Origin of the sequence: Rhizobium sp. BK060, from assembly GCF_014193145.1 — a bacterium.
GTDB lineage: Bacteria > Pseudomonadota > Alphaproteobacteria > Rhizobiales > Rhizobiaceae > Rhizobium.
Genome location: NZ_JACHYW010000006.1, coordinates 160,384 through 176,292 on the forward strand (window position 1 = coordinate 160,384; position 15,909 = coordinate 176,292).

General features: G+C 61.4%; 17 protein-coding genes. 12 read left to right on the forward strand and 5 right to left on the reverse strand.

The genetic code is table 11. The annotated features are described in order from the left end of the window. The first annotated feature begins 20 nt into the window (after positions 1–20). Together FHT71_RS08965 and FHT71_RS08970 are read left to right on the forward strand one after the other, a co-directional pair. Entirely contained in the window at positions 21–1,181 is a 1,161-nt protein-coding gene (locus tag FHT71_RS08965) for an aminodeoxychorismate synthase component I (RefSeq protein ID WP_183719499.1), read from the forward strand. Next, positions 1,178–1,804: an aminotransferase class IV family protein gene (locus FHT71_RS08970; RefSeq protein WP_132589173.1), complete on the forward strand. Its 627-nt coding sequence runs from the start codon at positions 1,178–1,180 to the stop codon at positions 1,802–1,804. Before FHT71_RS08965 ends, FHT71_RS08970 begins: the two co-directional genes overlap by 4 nt. On the opposite strand, the gene FHT71_RS08975 is transcribed toward FHT71_RS08970, so the two are convergent. Then, the gene (locus FHT71_RS08975; protein ID WP_183719501.1) at positions 1,801–2,709 is read right to left on the reverse strand and encodes a sensor domain-containing diguanylate cyclase; all 909 of its coding nucleotides are present in this window, start codon (positions 2,707–2,709) and stop codon (positions 1,801–1,803) included. The genes FHT71_RS08970 and FHT71_RS08975 overlap by 4 nt on opposite strands. A 132-nt stretch (positions 2,710–2,841) precedes the next feature. Between FHT71_RS08975 and FHT71_RS08980 the strand changes: the two genes are divergently transcribed. The 7 genes from FHT71_RS08980 to hemH all read left to right on the forward strand — a co-directional run bounded on the left by FHT71_RS08980 (position 2,842) and on the right by hemH (position 9,776). Then, on the forward strand, positions 2,842–3,126 hold the full coding sequence (locus FHT71_RS08980; protein ID WP_132589171.1) for a YciI family protein: 285 nt from the start codon (positions 2,842–2,844) through the stop codon (positions 3,124–3,126). Between the two features lie 24 nt (positions 3,127–3,150). After that, the gene (locus FHT71_RS08985; RefSeq protein ID WP_183719503.1) at positions 3,151–3,519 is read left to right on the forward strand and encodes a DUF4440 domain-containing protein; all 369 of its coding nucleotides are present in this window, start codon (positions 3,151–3,153) and stop codon (positions 3,517–3,519) included. Positions 3,520–3,528: 9 nt separating this feature from the next. After that, positions 3,529–4,404 (forward strand): DUF3445 domain-containing protein, encoded by an 876-nt coding sequence (locus FHT71_RS08990; protein WP_183719505.1) that lies wholly within the window; start codon positions 3,529–3,531, stop codon positions 4,402–4,404. A 142-nt stretch (positions 4,405–4,546) separates the two neighbouring features. Continuing rightward, positions 4,547–5,998: a homospermidine synthase gene (locus tag FHT71_RS08995; RefSeq protein WP_132589168.1), complete on the forward strand. Its 1,452-nt coding sequence runs from the start codon at positions 4,547–4,549 to the stop codon at positions 5,996–5,998. A gap of 170 nt (positions 5,999–6,168) precedes the next feature. Next, positions 6,169–6,537 (forward strand): outer membrane lipoprotein Omp10, encoded by a 369-nt coding sequence (gene omp10 / locus FHT71_RS09000; RefSeq protein ID WP_007797867.1) that lies wholly within the window; start codon positions 6,169–6,171, stop codon positions 6,535–6,537. 183 nt (positions 6,538–6,720) lie between these two features. Continuing rightward, the gene (locus tag FHT71_RS09005) at positions 6,721–8,616 is read left to right on the forward strand and encodes a 5'-nucleotidase C-terminal domain-containing protein (protein WP_132589167.1); all 1,896 of its coding nucleotides are present in this window, start codon (positions 6,721–6,723) and stop codon (positions 8,614–8,616) included. A gap of 122 nt (positions 8,617–8,738) precedes the next feature. Next, the gene (hemH, locus tag FHT71_RS09010) at positions 8,739–9,776 is read left to right on the forward strand and encodes a ferrochelatase (RefSeq protein ID WP_132589166.1); all 1,038 of its coding nucleotides are present in this window, start codon (positions 8,739–8,741) and stop codon (positions 9,774–9,776) included. Here hemH and queE read toward each other — a convergent pair whose 3' ends face one another. From queE to queC, 3 genes are read right to left on the reverse strand one after another with little or no spacing between them, the layout of a single operon-like run. Continuing rightward, complete coding sequence (gene queE / locus FHT71_RS09015; protein ID WP_007797858.1) at positions 9,777–10,514, reverse strand: 7-carboxy-7-deazaguanine synthase QueE; 738 nt, start codon at positions 10,512–10,514, stop codon at positions 9,777–9,779. It abuts the gene before it with no gap. Further along, the gene (queD, locus tag FHT71_RS09020; protein WP_007797855.1) at positions 10,511–10,867 is read right to left on the reverse strand and encodes a 6-carboxytetrahydropterin synthase QueD; all 357 of its coding nucleotides are present in this window, start codon (positions 10,865–10,867) and stop codon (positions 10,511–10,513) included. Before queD ends, queE begins: the two co-directional genes overlap by 4 nt. Continuing rightward, positions 10,867–11,577, reverse strand: a complete 711-nt coding sequence (queC, locus tag FHT71_RS09025; protein ID WP_132589165.1) for a 7-cyano-7-deazaguanine synthase QueC — start codon at positions 11,575–11,577, stop codon at positions 10,867–10,869. The genes queD and queC overlap by 1 nt, the downstream gene beginning before the upstream one ends. 203 nt (positions 11,578–11,780) lie before the next feature. Between queC and FHT71_RS09030 the strand changes: the two genes are divergently transcribed. Next, the gene (locus tag FHT71_RS09030; protein WP_007797849.1) at positions 11,781–12,785 is read left to right on the forward strand and encodes an SPFH domain-containing protein; all 1,005 of its coding nucleotides are present in this window, start codon (positions 11,781–11,783) and stop codon (positions 12,783–12,785) included. 3 nt (positions 12,786–12,788) lie between these two features. Beyond that, positions 12,789–13,244, forward strand: a complete 456-nt coding sequence (locus FHT71_RS09035) for an NfeD family protein (RefSeq protein WP_007797846.1) — start codon at positions 12,789–12,791, stop codon at positions 13,242–13,244. On the opposite strand, the gene FHT71_RS09040 is transcribed toward FHT71_RS09035, so the two are convergent. Next, positions 13,245–14,240, reverse strand: coding sequence for a KpsF/GutQ family sugar-phosphate isomerase (locus FHT71_RS09040; protein WP_132589164.1), 996 nt, complete (start codon positions 14,238–14,240; stop codon positions 13,245–13,247). 125 nt (positions 14,241–14,365) lie between these two features. On the opposite strand from FHT71_RS09040, the gene FHT71_RS09045 reads away from it, so the two are divergent. Beyond that, positions 14,366–15,889: an outer membrane beta-barrel protein gene (locus tag FHT71_RS09045; protein ID WP_132589163.1), complete on the forward strand. Its 1,524-nt coding sequence runs from the start codon at positions 14,366–14,368 to the stop codon at positions 15,887–15,889. Positions 15,890–15,909: the final 20 nt, after the last annotated feature.

Genomic DNA, 15,909 nt, shown 5'->3' on the forward strand with positions numbered 1-15,909 from the left:
CTCTCGATCCAAAGGCAGGCATGACCAACGCTGAACGCCACGTTCTGTTCCGGGATGACACGACCGGGCAAGTGATGCTCTTTTCCGACCCGTCGGAGATCATCGTTGCCCGCACGGGTGGTGAGTTCTTTGCTGGACTTGCCCGCATGGAAGAGGCAAAGGCTGCCGGCAAATGGCTGGCGGGCTACATGGCCTATGAAGCCGGCTACCTCTTCGAGAAAAAGCTGGCGACCTTCCTGCAGGAAGGTCGCGAAACGCCGCTGCTCGCCTTTGGCGTCTTCGATGGCCCGCTGCCTGAGACCCATCCCCTCGCCCAGCCCAAGCACCGCAGCGAGAACGACGAATTCCTGAGCGAACCCAGAGCCGGCTGGGATTTTTCTACCTATAAGGAGCGCTTCGAGCGCCTGCATTGGCATCTACGCCAGGGAGATTGCTACCAAGCGAACCTCACCATGCCGATCACCGCCCTCTGCCGCGGCGATCCGCGCGCCGCCTTCTGGTCGCTGATCGAACGGCAGCCGGTCAAATACGGCGCGCTTGTCGATCTTGGCGGCCCGATCCTCCTTTCCCGCTCTCCCGAACTCTTCTTCCGCACGGACGAGGAAGGCTGGATCGAAACGCATCCGATGAAGGGCACGGCAAAACGCGGGGCGAGCGAAGCCGAAGATGCAGCGATCATTGCCGCGATGCGTGAGGACATAAAAACCCAGGCCGAAAACCGCATGATCGTCGACCTGCTGCGCAACGATATCTCGCGCATCACGGAGGTCGGAACGCTCGACGTTCCCAAGCTCTTCGACATCGAGACCTATCCCACCGTGCACCAGATGGTCAGCCATGTGCAGGCGAAACTCCTCCCCGATCTAACGATCCGCGATATCTTCGCCGCACTTTTTCCCTGCGGATCGATCACCGGCGCGCCAAAGCTTAGCGCCATGCAGATCCTGCACACGCTGGAGGACGCGCCACGCGACGCCTATTGCGGCGCGATCGGCATGATTGCGCCCGGCGGCGCCATGCGCTTTTCGGTGGCGATCCGCACCATCAGCCTGTTTGCCGGTGGCAAGGCGGTCTTCAACGTCGGCGGCGGCATCGTCTTCGATTCCACCGCCGAGGCCGAATACGAAGAGTGCCTCCTGAAGGCGCGGTTTGCGATCGGCGATCAGGAGATCGCGCGATGAACGACTTCTCGCTGATCGAAACCCTGCGCTGGGAACCGGACACTGGCTTCGTCCGACTACGCCTGCATCTGGCACGCCTCTCCCGCTCCGCCCGCCGTATCGGCTTTCCCAGTCCCGCGGCTACCACCGCCAAACTCGAGGCGGCCGTTGCGAGCGCTGATATGCCCCTGCGCATACGGCTGACACTCGATCGGCACGGGCATATCGAAGTGATGTCGACACCGTTTGTCCCCACGCCCACCGGCACCGAATGGAAGGTCCGGCTCGCAAAGGCACGCCTTGATTCCACTGACAAATTGCTGCGACTGAAGACGACGCGCCGTGGCGTCTATGAGGCGGCTCGTGCCGAATATCCCGCGTCGGAAGCCGACGAAGTGTTGCTCCTGAACGAGCGAGACGACGTCTGCGAAGGCACGATCACCTCCATTTTCCTCGACGACGGGTCGGGAATGCTGCGAACGCCGCCGATTTCCTGCGGCCTGCTGGCCGGAGTGCTGCGCACCGAACTGATCTGCCAGCGCAGGGCACGCGTCGGACGCATTACCCGACAGGATCTCACAGCAGGCAAACTCTATGTCGGCAATTCGTTGCGGGGGCTGATCCACGCCCGCCTCGTCGACTAGGCGACGATCTTTAGCCGGTCGCGGCCGCTCTGTTTGGCGTGGTACAACGCCTCGTCGGCCCGGGCATAAACCTCGCGCGCCGTCTCGCCCGGCCGCAACTCGGCCAGTCCCGCCGAGCATGTGTAAGAGAACGAAGGCACCGTGGGTATGGGGCGGGCGCCGCGCACCATTCTGATGATACGGTCGACAATCAGTTCCGCCTGCGCCAGCGTCGTATCCGGTAGGATCAGCATGAATTCCTCGCCGCCGATCCGCCCGAAGCTGTCGCGTCGCCGGATGACCGGCTGCACGCGGCGCGAGAAATCGATCAGTACGTCGTCGCCGAACTGGTGGCCATAAATGTCATTGATGCGCTTGAAGAAGTCGAGGTCCATGATGCAGATGCAGCCGACGACGCCTGCATTGGCGGACCCCTGACGTGCAATCAGGCTTTCCAGCGCCGCCATCATGAAACGACGGTTGGAAATACTCGTCAACTCATCCGTCTGCGAGGCCCGCAGCGCAAAATCGCGATCCTGCCTGACATCGCGTTCGCTCTGCTTCAGATGCGTGATGTCGCTGGCAATGCAGAGCATCCAACCGTCTTTCTGCACTGTCTCGGTCATCCAGAACCAGCGCCCGTCGACGACGTCCGTCTCGAAAGCGCGAAATGGCAGCTTGCCGCGGCGCGACTGCGCGGAAACGAGCCACACCTCGAAATCGGCAGTGCGAATGATCGTCCCCTTACCGGCGCGCGTATTGCGCCGCATCAGTTCCGACCACAAAGGCGTTTCATCGGGTTCGATGGCGTAGGTCGAACGAAAAGCCGGATTTGCATAGCGCAGTCGGTCTTCCTGATCGTAAAGGGCAATCAGGACGGCACTGTCTTCCTGCAATTCGGCAAGCCGCTCAGATATCTGGTTCATCCGAATGTTCCGGGCGTGCTGACATTAACGGTTCGCACTTTGGAGCAGAATTCTGAAAAGAGTATGGATGGCTCCGCGCCAATTGAATATTCACATGCGTCGGAACGCAACACCCTGAAAGGAAATTCTGCGATGTTCATCCTCGCCCTAACCTATGTGAAGCCGAACGAGGAAGCCGACAAGCACATGGAGTCGCATATGGCCTGGGTCAGGGAAGGCTATGCAAAAGGTTGGTTCCTCGCCTCCGGACGCAAAGTGCCGCGCACCGGAGGCGTGGTCCTTGCGATCGGACAGCGCGCCGAAATCGATGCCTATGTCGCACAAGACCCGTTCACGGTGAATGGCATCGCCGAATACGAGATCACCGAGGTCGCCATCACCACGACGGCGGCGGGATTGGATACCCTGAAAAACTAAACGCCAGACCAACGTGGCAGCGGTATGAACGACCTCAGTGAACATCTTCAATCTTTGGAACAGCTGTTGTTCGAGTCGGAAGTCCGCAGCTCGCGTTCCGCGCTCGAATCCCTTCTTGCCCCCGAATTCCGGGAAATCGGCGCTTCCGGTGGCCTGTATCTCTATGAGGACGGCATCTCTGCCCTACTCGCTGAGCCACCGGACGGTACAGCGCGCACTTTGACCGATTTCGAGATGCACTTGCTCTCTCCCGACCTGGCGCTCGTCACCTACAGGGCGATGCGGACCGTTCCCGCCAGCCTGCCCGTCAGATCGCTGCGCAGTTCCGTCTGGCGGTATGATGCCGACGGTCAGTGGCGGATGGTCTTCCATCAGGGGACGTTGACGGCATAGAGTGCTGTCATGACGCTTCCGACCCACACGCCCTATGACGGCTCCACTCGCCCGTTCACGATCGGCTTGATGCCGCTCGATCTTGCCCGCTGGATCGAACCGGATAGCGATTGGGCACGCTATATCGGCGAGAAGAAACGACTGATCGAGAGCCATCGCGACGAGATTTTCGTTGCCGAGGAGGAGACCGCGGAGGCGCAACAGGAGGTCTTCGATCTTCTGCAGGCTCACCTTGCAGAATGCCATCCGGAGTTCGCCCACAGCGTTACCGATGGCGTCAACCGGGAGGCGCCACCCCTGCTGCGCGCCGGCCTGCTGGTGCAGGACGATCTTGTCATCATGCGGCGTAAGCAGGACGGCTGGCATCTCGTCGCCGGCTTCGTCGCCTTCCCTTCCTCATGGTCGCTGCAAGAAAAGTTCGGTCGTCCGATGCAGGCGATCCACGCCGACGTGCCCGGTTTCGGCGAAGGGACGCGCAACGCGGCGCTCATCACCCGCATCTTTGATAACCTGCAGGTCTCGCAGCCAGTAGAACGACTGAATTGGTCCGTGAACGTCACGGACGATCTCTTCCTCCCGGTCTCCAAACACCGCCGCCCGCCGTCTGCCGAACCGTTTACGCTCGCCGAGCGCTTTGCGCGGGTCGAGCGGCAGACACTGCGCAGACTGCCCAGGTCGGGCGATATCCTTTTCACGATCCGCGTCCACGTCGATCCAATTGCGGCGATCGCCCATCATCCGAACGCCGGCAAACTCGCCGAAAGCTTCGCCGTGCAACTGGACAGTCTCGATGATCATCAGGCGGCCTATAAAGGTCTGACATTGCAGAAGGCGGAGCTCGCCGCCAAGCTTCGGGCACTCGCAGTCGCCCTCTTTCCCGCCTGATATTTGTGTTCCCGGCCCGAACGCTCTTTATTGTGACGTTGTTTTATGGTTAGAGCCGGTCACTTCGCATTATCTGCGCCATTTCAGATGAATTCTAATTCTTAAGGCTCATCGCCTTCGTCGCCTTCCACAGGAGAAAAGAATGACGGAACAGACCCACCCGGTATATGCCGAAATTACCGGCCCGATCGTCATGATCGGCTTTGGCTCCATCGGCCGCGGCACGCTGCCGCTGATCGAGCGCCACTTCAAGTTCGACAAGAGCCGGATGGTAGTCATCGACCCGCGCGACGACGCAGATCACACCGAAATCATGGCAAAGCACGGCGTGAGGCACATCAAGTCGCATGTCACCAAAGAAAATTACAAGGAGCTACTGAAGCCGCTTCTGACCGAAGGCGGCGGCCAGGGTTTCTGCGTCAATCTTTCCGTCGATACCGGGTCGGTCGACCTGATGAAGCTCTGCCGCAAGCTCGGCGCTCTCTACATCGACACTGTTGTCGAACCCTGGCTGGGCTTCTATTTCGACAAGAGCATGAAGAACGCCGACCGCACCAACTACGCGCTGCGCGAAACCCTGCGCAAGGAAAAGGCGAAGAACCCAGGCGGTGCCACTGCTGTTTCGACTTGCGGCGCTAACCCGGGCATGGTCTCGTGGTTCGTTAAGAAGGCGCTCGTCAACCTTGCCAACGATATCGGTCTGAAGTTCGAGGAGCCGGATCAGCATGAGCGCGAAGGCTGGGCAAAGCTGATGAAGAAGGTCGGCGTCAAGGGCGTCCACATCGCCGAGCGTGACACGCAGCGCACCAAGCATCCGAAGCCGCTCAACGTCTTCTGGAACACCTGGTCTGTCGAAGGCTTCATCTCGGAAGGCCTGCAGCCGGCCGAGCTCGGCTGGGGCACCCACGAAAACTGGATGCCGAAGAACGGCAAGAAACACAAGAAGGGCTGCAAGGCTGCGATCTACCTGGAGCAGCCTGGCGCCAACACGCGCGTCCGCACCTGGTGCCCGACGCCCGGCCCGCAGTACGGCTTCCTCGTCACCCATAACGAGTCGATCTCGATCGCCGATTACTTCACGGTTCGCGACAAGGACGGCGAAGTAACCTTCCGCCCAACCTGCCACTACGCCTACCATCCGGCCAACGACGCCGTGCTGTCGCTGCACGAAATGTTCGGCAATGGCGGCACGTCGCAGCCGGTGCACCACGTTCTCGATGAGGACGAACTGGAGGACGGCATCGACGAACTCGGCGTCCTGCTCTACGGCCACGAAAAGAACGCCTACTGGTACGGCTCGCGCCTGTCGCTGGAAGAAACCCGCCGCATCGCGCCTTATCAGAACGCCACCGGCCTACAGGTAACCTCCGCTGTTCTCGCCGGCATGGTCTGGGCGCTCGAAAACCCGGACGCCGGCATCGTCGAAGCCGACGAGATCGACTACAAGCGCTGCCTCGAAGTGCAGACGCAATACCTCGGACCCGTCGAAGGCCACTACACCGACTGGACGCCGCTGGACGGTCGCCCGGGACTCTTCCCGGAAGAGATCGACACCAAGGATCCCTGGCAGTTCAAGAACATCCTCGTTCGCTGATCTTAGCCAGACCCGCATTCCAAGGTGCCCGCCGCAAGGCGGGCATTTTTGTAACGCCTGCTGTATAAATGCCGTCTCATCTCGACGCAGCCTTGCCTTCCTTGGGTGCTCGCGCCATGTTTTCTGCAACCACACGGATAGTTTTTGCTCCGAATCTCCGGGAGAAGCCTATGAAAATCAGAACCCTCGTTGCCATTGTCGGCGCCGCCGCGGCCTTGACTGCTTGCACAATGTCGTCGCCACGCCCGGTGCCGGTTGCAGCAAATCCGGCTCCGTCTGGCGTCGAAGGCTCATGGGCGGATCCGAACGGCATCATCTCCACCTTCCAGGCGGGAACATTCACCACCCGCACGACCGACAGCAATCAGCTTCTGGCGTCCGGCACCTATGTGAATACCTCTCCGTCGCTGGTCGAGATCAATATGACGTCGCTGGTGCGCAAGACGCAATCCAAGGTCAACTGCGCGCTGGTGACCCAGAGCCAGCTAAACTGCACCTCGGACGCCGGGTCGCAATTCACCTTGACCCGCCGCATGTAAGGTCGCCAGCACCGAACGACAAAAGCTCCCTTCGGGGAGCTTTTTTGTTTACTGCTCTTGGAAAGCACCGAGGCTGTCACAGCTTTTTCTCTTGCCGCCGCTAGTGCTAGGTGAAAACATCGATCACGCAGGGACGGCGGAGCGCAGGGGTCAAAGGCTTCGCCCAGAAATCAGGAGAGCAGGATGACGAAATCATTTCAATTCGGTCTGCTGACCGCGTCGATGCTGACGCTGTCGAGCGGCGCCGCTTTTGCCGATTACGAGCTCAATATTCTTCACATCAACGATTTCCATTCGCGCATCGAGTCGATCAACAAGTTCGACTCCACCTGCTCTGCCGAGGAAGAGGGCAAGAAGGAATGCTTCGGCGGTGCAGCCCGCCTGAAGACCGCGATCGACCAGCGTCGCGATGCCCTGAACGGCAAGAACGTGCTGCTGCTCAATGCCGGCGACAATTTCCAAGGCTCGCTTTTCTACACCACCTACAAGGGCGCTGTCGAAGCCGAAGTGCTGAATGAGATGAAGTTCGACGTGATGACCGTCGGCAACCACGAGTTCGACGACAGCGAGGATGGCCTGGCAACCTTCCTCGACAAGGTCAAGTTTCCCGTCATTTCGGCCAACGTCCTGGCCGGCGACGGCTCCAAGCTCGGCGACCGTATCAAGCCTTCGCTGGTGCTCGATGTCGGTGGCCAGAAGATCGGCATCGTCGGCGCCGTGACCAACGACACGGAAGAACTGTCCTCGCCCGGCCCGAAGGTGATGATCGCCGACGACGTGCAGACCATCACGGCGGCCGTCGAAGACCTGAAGAAGCAGGGTATCAGCAAGATCATCGCTTTGACCCATGTCGGCTATCCGCGCGACCTCGCGGCCATCGCCAAGATCCCCGATGTCGACGTTGTCGTCGGCGGTCATTCGCATAGCCTGCTGTCGAATACCGACCCGAAAGCGGAAGGCCCCTACCCGACGATGGTCGACAATCCCGGCGGCTACAAGGTGCCGGTGGTCCAGGCCGCGTCCTACAGCAAGTATCTCGGCGACCTCGTCGTCACCTTCGATGACAATGGCGTTGTCAAGGAAGCCAAGGGCGACCCGATCCTGATCGATTCTTCCTTCACCCCCGATCCGACACTCACCGCCCGGATCGCCGAGCTCGCCAAGCCGATCGAGGAACTGCGCAAGAAGGTCATCGGCTCCAGCGAAGCTCCGATCCAAGGTGACCGCACTGTCTGCCGCGTCGAGGAATGCTCAATGGGCAACCTCGTTGCCGACGCCATGCTCGACCGCGGCAAGAGCCAGGGCATGACCATCGCCATCCAGAACGGCGGCGGACTGCGCGCATCGATCGATGCCGGCGACGTCACCCAGGGCGAAGTGATCACCGTTCTGCCGTTCCAGAACACGCTGGCGACTTTCGAGCTGACGGGCGCCGAAATCCGCAAGGCCTTGGAAAACGGCCTAAGCCAGATCGAACAGGGCGCCGGCCGCTTTCCACAGGTGTCGGGCCTGAAATACACCTTCGACAGGACCAAGCCCGCCGGCAACCGTCTCGTATCGGTCGAGGCCAAGGAGGGCGACGCCTTCGTGCCGCTCGATGACGCGAAAACCTATGGTGTCGTCACCAACAACTTCATGCGTGCCGGTGGCGATGGCTATTCGATCTTCGAGACAGCAGGCAAGAACGCCTACGACTTCGGCCCCGACCTAGCCGACGTGACGGCCGAGTACATTGCCGCGCACTCGCCCTACAAGCCCTACACCGACGGTCGCGTGACCGAGGTCGCGGCCTCCGGAACCGAAGCACCGGCGACGACGCAACCCGCGCCCGCTGCGCCTGCCTCCCCGACGGCACCGGCAACGTCGGCGGTCCCGGCAGCGCCGACCGCGGAAGCTCCCGCAGCGCTTGCCCCGAATACGCCGACCAACCACGTCATCGCCGCCGGCGATACGCTCTGGGATCTCGCCGAGCAGTTCTACGGCGACGGCGCGCTCTGGAAGAAGATCTCCGAGGCCAACGGCACGCCGGCGCCACGCCACCTGACGATCGGCAAGGACCTGCAGATTCCGTCGAAGTAAGACGATTTGTCTCGATCCTGAAAGCCGGTCCGGGGTTTCCCGGACCGGCTTTGTTCCTATAGGGTGAACCATCGAAGCCCGGCTGCGTATGAGCCGGCAGACCAGACGATACCGGGGTTTAAATGACGACTGTTGATACTGCGCACCGTCCGGCGGACCATCCGCCCGTGAAATCAGGCAAGGTGGGCGTCCTGCTTGTCAATCTCGGCACGCCCGACGGCACCGACTACGCCTCCATGCGCCGTTACCTCCGGGAATTCCTGACCGACAGGCGCGTCATCGAGTGGTCGCCCTGGAAGTGGTATCCGATCCTGTTCGGCATCGTTCTCAACACCCGTCCGCAGAAGGTAGGCAAGGCGTATGAGACGATCTGGAACAAGGACAGGAATGAGAGCTACCTGCGCACCTACACGCGCAACCAGTCCGACCTTATGGCCGAACGCCTGAAGGACTTGCCGAATGTCAAGGTGGACTGGGCGATGCGCTACGGGACGCCCTCGATCCCCTCGCGCATCCTGACGCTGAAGGACGAAGGCTGCGACCGCATCGTTCTCTTCCCGCTCTACCCGCAATATGCCGCCGCAACGACCGCGACCGTCAACGACAAGGCCTTCCAGCAACTGCTCAAGATGCGCCGGCAGCCGGCGCTGCGTACCGTCCCGGATTATCACGACGACGAGACCTATATCGCGGCGCTTGCCAATTCGGTGACCGACCATCTGGCGACGCTCGACTGGCAGCCGGATATGGTGCTCGCGTCCTTCCACGGCATTCCGCTCTCCTACTCCGAGCAGGGCGACCCCTATTACTGGCAATGCCAGAAGACTGGTCAGCTGCTGCGCGAACGGCTGGGACTGCCGGAGGAGAAATTCATGGTGACCTTCCAGTCTCGCTTCGGCCCGGAAGAGTGGCTGCAGCCCTACACCGACAAGACGGTCGAGAAGCTGGCGCAGGATGGCGTCAGGAGGATCGCCGTGCTGAACCCCGGCTTCGTGTCCGACTGTCTGGAGACGCTGGAAGAGATTGCCGAACAGGCTGCCCATTCTTTCCATGAGAATGGCGGCGAGAAGTTCACCCACATTCCCTGCCTCAACGACAGCGAAGACGGCATGCGGGTGCTGGAAAAGGTCGTTCGCCGCGAACTGCTCGGCTGGGTCTGATCAGACGCCGCGCTTGTTGCCCCAGATCAGGACATGCAACTGGGGCAGCACGCGTGCCTCGAACCACCGGTCCTCGGTCACCTTGTCGACCAGCCACAACATCCTGTCCATGATACCGTCGATATCGACGCGCGCATCGTCGTCGTCGGGCGGCGGTGGCGTGTGGTTTCCCGGCTGCAGGTAGACGGACAGATGTGGATAACGCACCGCCGCCTCCCGGGCATAGGCGTAGTCGAGATCGTCGAAAACGACGATCTTCAAGGCGATGGCAGGCCCATTGCCCGCTTTGCGAAGACAGTCCTCGAAGGCATCCCAGTCCGTCGCCATGCCGCTCGACGGCGGCTTGGGGCTCAACACGAGCACATCGAGATCGGCAAACCATTCCTTGGCGACGCTGCCCTGCGTCTCCAGCGCGAACTTGTAGCCCTGCTCATGCCCGTGCGCGATGAGACCGCCAAGCGGCTGGATCGCCGGGTTGCCGCCCGAAAGCGACACCATGAGCGGCTTGCCGCCGGAGAGCCGCGTCACCTCTGCCCATATGCCATCGACCGTCATGGGCAGCCATTGATCGCGATACTCGCTATCAACAGCATGCAGGCTGTCGCACCACGAACAGCGATAATCGCAACCGCCGGTGCGGACGAAGACGGTCGGCAGGCCGATCAGTATGCCTTCCCCCTGGATCGTCGGCCCGAAGATCTCGCTGACGCGGATCTGCGTCTCGCGAGCCGCGCTCATGGCCGGTATTCCGCCCAGGTCTTCGGCGTCTCGCTGACGCGCACCGCCGATGTCTCCGGCAGTCGCTCCTTGCACCAGTGGTAGAAGTGCTTGGCGAGATATTCCGACGTCACGCGATCATGGCCGAACACTTCGTTCAGATGCCGATGGTCGAAGCGCTCGTCGATGTAGCGCTTCAGCGGCGAAAGCTCGTGATAGTCGCGCACAAAGCCGTTCTCATCGAGCTCGGCGGCAGCTAACTCCACCACGACGATATAGTTGTGCCCGTGCAGTCGCGCGCATTGATGATCGGCGGGCAGGTGCGTCAGCTGATGGGATGCAGAGAAGTGGAACTCCTTGGTGATGCGAAACATCACTTCACCTCCCTGGCCCAATAGCCTGACGTTGCGGCCACCCAGAAATCCGGATCCTCGTATTCCGTCGGATCGGCGACGCCGGCCAGATGAAAAGCCTCACGCCGCTCAACACAGGTGCCGCACCGCCCGCAGTGGCGTGTGCCGCCCTTGTAACAGGACCACGTCTCGGCAAAGGGCGTCGCGTATTTCGTGCCATCCGTGACGATGTCGGCCTTCGAGATGTTGACGTAGGGTGCCAGCAGCGAAACGCTGGCATAGCCGTCGAGCGCCTGGTTCTGCATTTCCTGGAAGGCATCGATGAAGCCCGGGCGGCAATCGGGATAGATGAAGTGGTCGCCGCCATGCACGGCAACGGCCACCGCATCCGCCTTCTGGGCCGCGGCGAGGCCGAAGGCGATTGCCAGCATGATAGCATTGCGGTTCGGCACCACGGTCGCCTTCATTGTCTCCTCGGCATAGTGGCCGTCAGGCACGTCGACATCGTCGGTCAACGCCGATCCTGTCAGGTGCCGGCCGATGGTGCGGATATCGATGATCTGGTGCGGCACGCCGAGTCGCTTGGCGCAGGCGGTGGCAAAGTCCAGTTCCTTGCGGTGGCGCTGTCCGTAATCGAAGGAAAGCAGGCCGATAAGTTGATGCTCCGCCGCCACGCGATGGGCGAGCGAAATGGAGTCCAATCCGCCGGAGCAGATGACGATAGTCTTCATAATGAGGATCCCTTGTTTTGACCGGGTGGGCTGCGACCGGTATTTTCTGTCGGGACTTCTATGCCAAAGCGACCCCGTTGTGAATAGCCTCCGGACATCCCATATCGAATCCATGATCGAACGGCGTCGCCGGCCGAAGCTACTGGCGTTTGGGGTCGGCTCGTTTAAGGTTGTGACGGTCGATTCTATCGCGGGGGAGTTTTATGGTTCTGGGCGGCTTTGATATCGTCGTTATTGCTCTGGTCGTCTTCGTCATCCTGGTGCTGTTTGCCGGGATCAAGACGGTGCCGCAGGGCTACCGCTACACGATCGAGCGTTTCGGCCGCTACACCCGCACCCTCGAGCCCGGCCTCAACCTGATTACACCATTCATCGAGCGCGTCGGCGCCCGCATGAACGTCATGGAACAGGTGCTCAACGTGCCGACACAGGAGGTCATCACCAAGGACAACGCCTCCGTCTCTGCCGATGCGGTCTCCTTCTACCAGATTCTCAACGCCGCCGAGGCCGCCTATCAGGTATCAAACCTCGAAAACGCCATCCTCAACCTGACGATGACCAACATCCGTTCGGTCATGGGTTCGATGGACCTCGACGAGCTGCTCTCGAACCGTGACGCGATCAACGACCGCTTGCTGCGCGTCGTCGACGACGCGGTGCAGCCGTGGGGGATCAAGGTGACGCGCGTCGAGATCAAGGACATCCAGCCGCCGCGCGACCTGGTCGACGCTATGGCACGGCAGATGAAGGCAGAACGCGAGAAGCGCGCGCAGGTGCTCGAAGCCGAAGGCTCCCGTAATGCGCAGATCCTCCGGGCCGAGGGCGCCAAACAGTCCGCAATCCTTCAGGCCGAGGGCCAGCGCGAGGCGGCATTCCGGAATGCGGAAGCCCGCGAGCGGCTCGCGGAAGCCGAAGCCAAGGCGACAAAAATGGTGTCGGAGGCGATTGCCTCAGGCAACGTCCAGGCCATCAACTATTTCGTGGCCCAGAAATATACCGAGGCACTGACCGCGATCGGCACCGCCGGCAATTCGAAGGTCGTGCTGATGCCGGTCGAGGCTTCCTCCCTCATCGGATCGCTCGGCGGTATCGGCGCGATCGCCAAGGAGGTCTTTGGCGACAATCCGACGCCGCCGGCGCCGCGTCCGCAGCCAACACCGCGCACCACTCCGGCCGTCAACCCCTTCAACCCGCCAACGGAGCGCTGAGCCATGATTGCCAGCCTTGTCGCGGAACTCGGGCCCTGGAGCTGGTGGATTGCCGGCCTGATACTGTTGGCGGCAGAATTGATCGCCCCGGGCTTCTTCCTCATCTGGATCGGCCTTGCTGCCTTGATCGTCGGCATGCTGTCGCTTCTGTTCTGGGATAGCAGCTTCTGGTTCTGGCAAGTTCAAGCCATCCTGTTTGCGCTGCTTGCCGTCGTGGCAACCTTCATCGGCCGCAAACTGACCGTGCGGCACGGCGAAACCGATCAGCCTTTCCTCAATCAGCGGGCCGAAAGCCTCGTGGGGCGTACCGCAACCCTTGCGGAGCCCATTCGCGAAGGGCGCGGCCGTATTCGCCTCGACGATACGGTCTGGCGCGTCAGCGGCCCCGATCTGCCGGTCGGCACCAAGGTAAAGGTAGTGGCAAGCAGCGGCCGCGATCTCACCGTGGAAGCGGCCTGATCAGGCGACGCCGATCCGCAGCAGATCGTGGAAGTGCACGAGCCCGATCGGGCGGTTGTCATCGTCGATCACGATCAACGCCCCGATACTGTGTTGGTTGAGCATCGCCAGCGCGGCCGTTGCCAGCACTGTCGGCTTCACCGTCTTCGGTGTCCGGGTCATGATATCGTCAACCAGCAGTTCGGAGAGGTTGCGCGCCAGGTTGCGCGCCACGTCGCCTTCGGTGACGATACCGCAGAGACGGCCGTCCTCCCCCACGATCCCGACGCAGCCGAAATGCTTGCGCGAGAGTGTCGAGATGGCTTCCGGCACCGACGTCCCCCTCGCTACCAATGGCACGCGATCACCTGTATGCATGATGTCGGCGACGTGGCTGAGACTTGCACCGAGCTTGCCACCCGGGTGGAAGACATGAAAATCGCGGGCAGAGAAGCCGCGCGCGTCCAAAAGGGCGATTGCCAGCGCATCGCCCATGGCAAGCTGCATCAACGTCGACGTCGTCGGCGCAAGCCCATGCGGGCAGGCCTCCTCTTCGTTTGGCATCAGCAAGATGATGTCGGAGGCAGTGGCGAGTGACGATTTCTCGGAACAAGTGACGGCAATCAGTGGGATCGAGAAACGGCGCGTATAGGCAACGATGCTGCGAAGCTCAGCACTTTCCCCGCCCTTGGAAAGGGCAAGAACCACATCGGTCGTGCCAATCATCCCGAGATCGCCGTGGTTCGCCTCGGCAGCGTGGACGAAGAAGGCCGGCGTGCCTGTCGAAGCCAATGTGGCGGCGATCTTCACCCCGATATGGCCGCTCTTGCCGACACCGGTAACGATGACGCGACCGGTGATCCCGGTAATCGTCTCGACCGCCCGCATGAAGGGTGCAGCAAGGCCGTGGCCAAAAGCACGTTCCAAGGCCTCAAGCGCCCGCCTCTCGGTGCCGATCGTCCGCTTCGCAGACTCCAGGACACCGTCTTCGATGACATTTACCGCTCTTTTGATCATGGCACTGGGTTAGCGGTTTTCACCGGCCGAGTCCATCGGCTGATCCTCAAGGCATGCCCGGGAAACGAATGGTTAACCACAAGCCTTTACGTTCGGGTAACGCTTCGAAGCATGCCAGGATCGACATGAGTCATTGGAAGGACACGAGCAGTCTCACGCCGCTCCGCGCGGTGGGCTTTGCCGTGTCCATGGCTCTCACCGTAGGCGCTTTCCTTGTTCCCCAAGCCGCACTTGCGCAGTCGACGCCGGTCTCCAACACCTCGATACGCTCATCCAACGCGCCGGCTTTCGCGGCGCCGGAGGATGAAAGCGATATCCCCGAAACGCCGAATAGGACCACGTCAGCGACCGATAATGCCGCACAAGGAGCCACGACCGCCACCATCGCAGCGCCCGATCAGAAGCCGAGCGATGAAACCACCGGGGCGATCCTTGATGAGGACATGATGCGCCTCAACACGCGCGAGGCGCCGCTCGACGAGCGGCTGCCGCCCCGCAAGCCGGAGCCGAATCCGGCTACCGAGGAAACGCCGGGCATCCACATCGGCACCTTCGTACTGCGCCCCACCATCACCCAGAGCATCAACACCGAGACGCAGGAGGATGGCGGCGTCAAGCAGACACGCGCGTTTCTCGAAACGGACATGCACACGACGCTGACGTCCGACTGGGCTTTGCACCAGCTCTTGGTGACGACCGACGGTGCCTGGCAGAAAAACGTCAGCGGCGAAGGTGAAGAACAGCCGGATTTCAGGATTATCGGCGATCTGCGCCTTGATCTTCCAGAGGATACGACGGCGCACATTACCGGCGGCTATCATTTCTACCGCGAAGACACTGATGATCCGAATGCCGTGCAGAACGCGGACCAGCAATCGGATGTCCAGGAATTCAGCGCCGGCGCCTCGATTGAACGCGATTTCGGCATCCTGCGCGGCAGTACCGGCATCGATCTCAACCGCGCGATCTATTCCGACGCCACGTTGTCTGATGGCACGACTGTTTCGCTGGGCGACCGCAACCAGACGAGCGGCACGATCCGCGGTCGCATCGGCTACGAGCTGTCTCCCGCACTCATTCCCTTCATCGAGGCCAATGTCGGCAAGACGGTCTATGACGAGAGAGTTGATTCGGCCGGCTTCCGCCGGTCGGGGGATAGCTATGGCGCCAAAGTCGGCGTCGAGCTTGATATGGGCGAAAAGCTTCGCGGGGAGGTTGGGGTTGGCTACGAGACGGCCACCTTCGACGATCCGCGCCTTTCGGATATCGACACGGCCGTGGTAGACGCTCAACTCCTTTGGTCGCCGCTCAGAGGCACCGACGTCAATATCGGCCTGCTGACAAGCATCAACCCGTCGACGGCTGCCGGTGAATCCGGCTATGTTTCCCATGCCTTGACGACGGGCGTCACGCATCAGCTGCGTGACAATCTGACAGGCACCGTCCTCGGCGGCATCACCTACCGCGACTACCCCTCCGATAGCCCGACCAGCGACGAGACGGTCTACACTACGAGCGCCGGCCTGACCTGGAACATCAACCGCTACCTCGATCTGACCAGCACGATCGGCTACGAACTGACGTCTCGCAAGACGAGCACTGACTCCGAACAGTGGCGGGCCGGTGTCGGCCTTAAACTGAAGCGCTGAAACGAAATCCGCCTCCATGT

Bases quoted from the DNA above. Each gene is read 5' to 3' on its own strand.
- omp10 (WP_007797867.1), top strand. From the start codon at position 6,169: ATGAAAATCAGAACCCTCGTTGCCATTGTCGGCGCCGCCGCGGCCTTG.
- queC (WP_132589165.1), bottom strand. From the start codon at position 11,577: ATGAAGACTATCGTCATCTGCTCCGGCGGATTGGACTCCATTTCGCTC.
- FHT71_RS08965 (WP_183719499.1), top strand. From the start codon at position 21: ATGACCAACGCTGAACGCCACGTTCTGTTCCGGGATGACACGACCGGG.
- FHT71_RS09005 (WP_132589167.1), top strand. From the start codon at position 6,721: ATGACGAAATCATTTCAATTCGGTCTGCTGACCGCGTCGATGCTGACG.
- FHT71_RS08970 (WP_132589173.1), top strand. From the start codon at position 1,178: ATGAACGACTTCTCGCTGATCGAAACCCTGCGCTGGGAACCGGACACT.
- queD (WP_007797855.1), bottom strand. From the start codon at position 10,867: ATGTTTCGCATCACCAAGGAGTTCCACTTCTCTGCATCCCATCAGCTG.
- FHT71_RS09030 (WP_007797849.1), top strand. From the start codon at position 11,781: ATGGTTCTGGGCGGCTTTGATATCGTCGTTATTGCTCTGGTCGTCTTC.
- FHT71_RS09040 (WP_132589164.1), bottom strand. From the start codon at position 14,240: ATGATCAAAAGAGCGGTAAATGTCATCGAAGACGGTGTCCTGGAGTCT.
- queE (WP_007797858.1), bottom strand. From the start codon at position 10,514: ATGAGCGCGGCTCGCGAGACGCAGATCCGCGTCAGCGAGATCTTCGGG.
- FHT71_RS08985 (WP_183719503.1), top strand. From the start codon at position 3,151: ATGAACGACCTCAGTGAACATCTTCAATCTTTGGAACAGCTGTTGTTC.
- FHT71_RS09035 (WP_007797846.1), top strand. From the start codon at position 12,789: ATGATTGCCAGCCTTGTCGCGGAACTCGGGCCCTGGAGCTGGTGGATT.
- FHT71_RS08975 (WP_183719501.1), bottom strand. From the start codon at position 2,709: ATGAACCAGATATCTGAGCGGCTTGCCGAATTGCAGGAAGACAGTGCC.
- FHT71_RS08980 (WP_132589171.1), top strand. From the start codon at position 2,842: ATGTTCATCCTCGCCCTAACCTATGTGAAGCCGAACGAGGAAGCCGAC.
- hemH (WP_132589166.1), top strand. From the start codon at position 8,739: ATGACGACTGTTGATACTGCGCACCGTCCGGCGGACCATCCGCCCGTG.
- FHT71_RS08995 (WP_132589168.1), top strand. From the start codon at position 4,547: ATGACGGAACAGACCCACCCGGTATATGCCGAAATTACCGGCCCGATC.
- FHT71_RS09045 (WP_132589163.1), top strand. From the start codon at position 14,366: ATGAGTCATTGGAAGGACACGAGCAGTCTCACGCCGCTCCGCGCGGTG.
- FHT71_RS08990 (WP_183719505.1), top strand. From the start codon at position 3,529: ATGACGCTTCCGACCCACACGCCCTATGACGGCTCCACTCGCCCGTTC.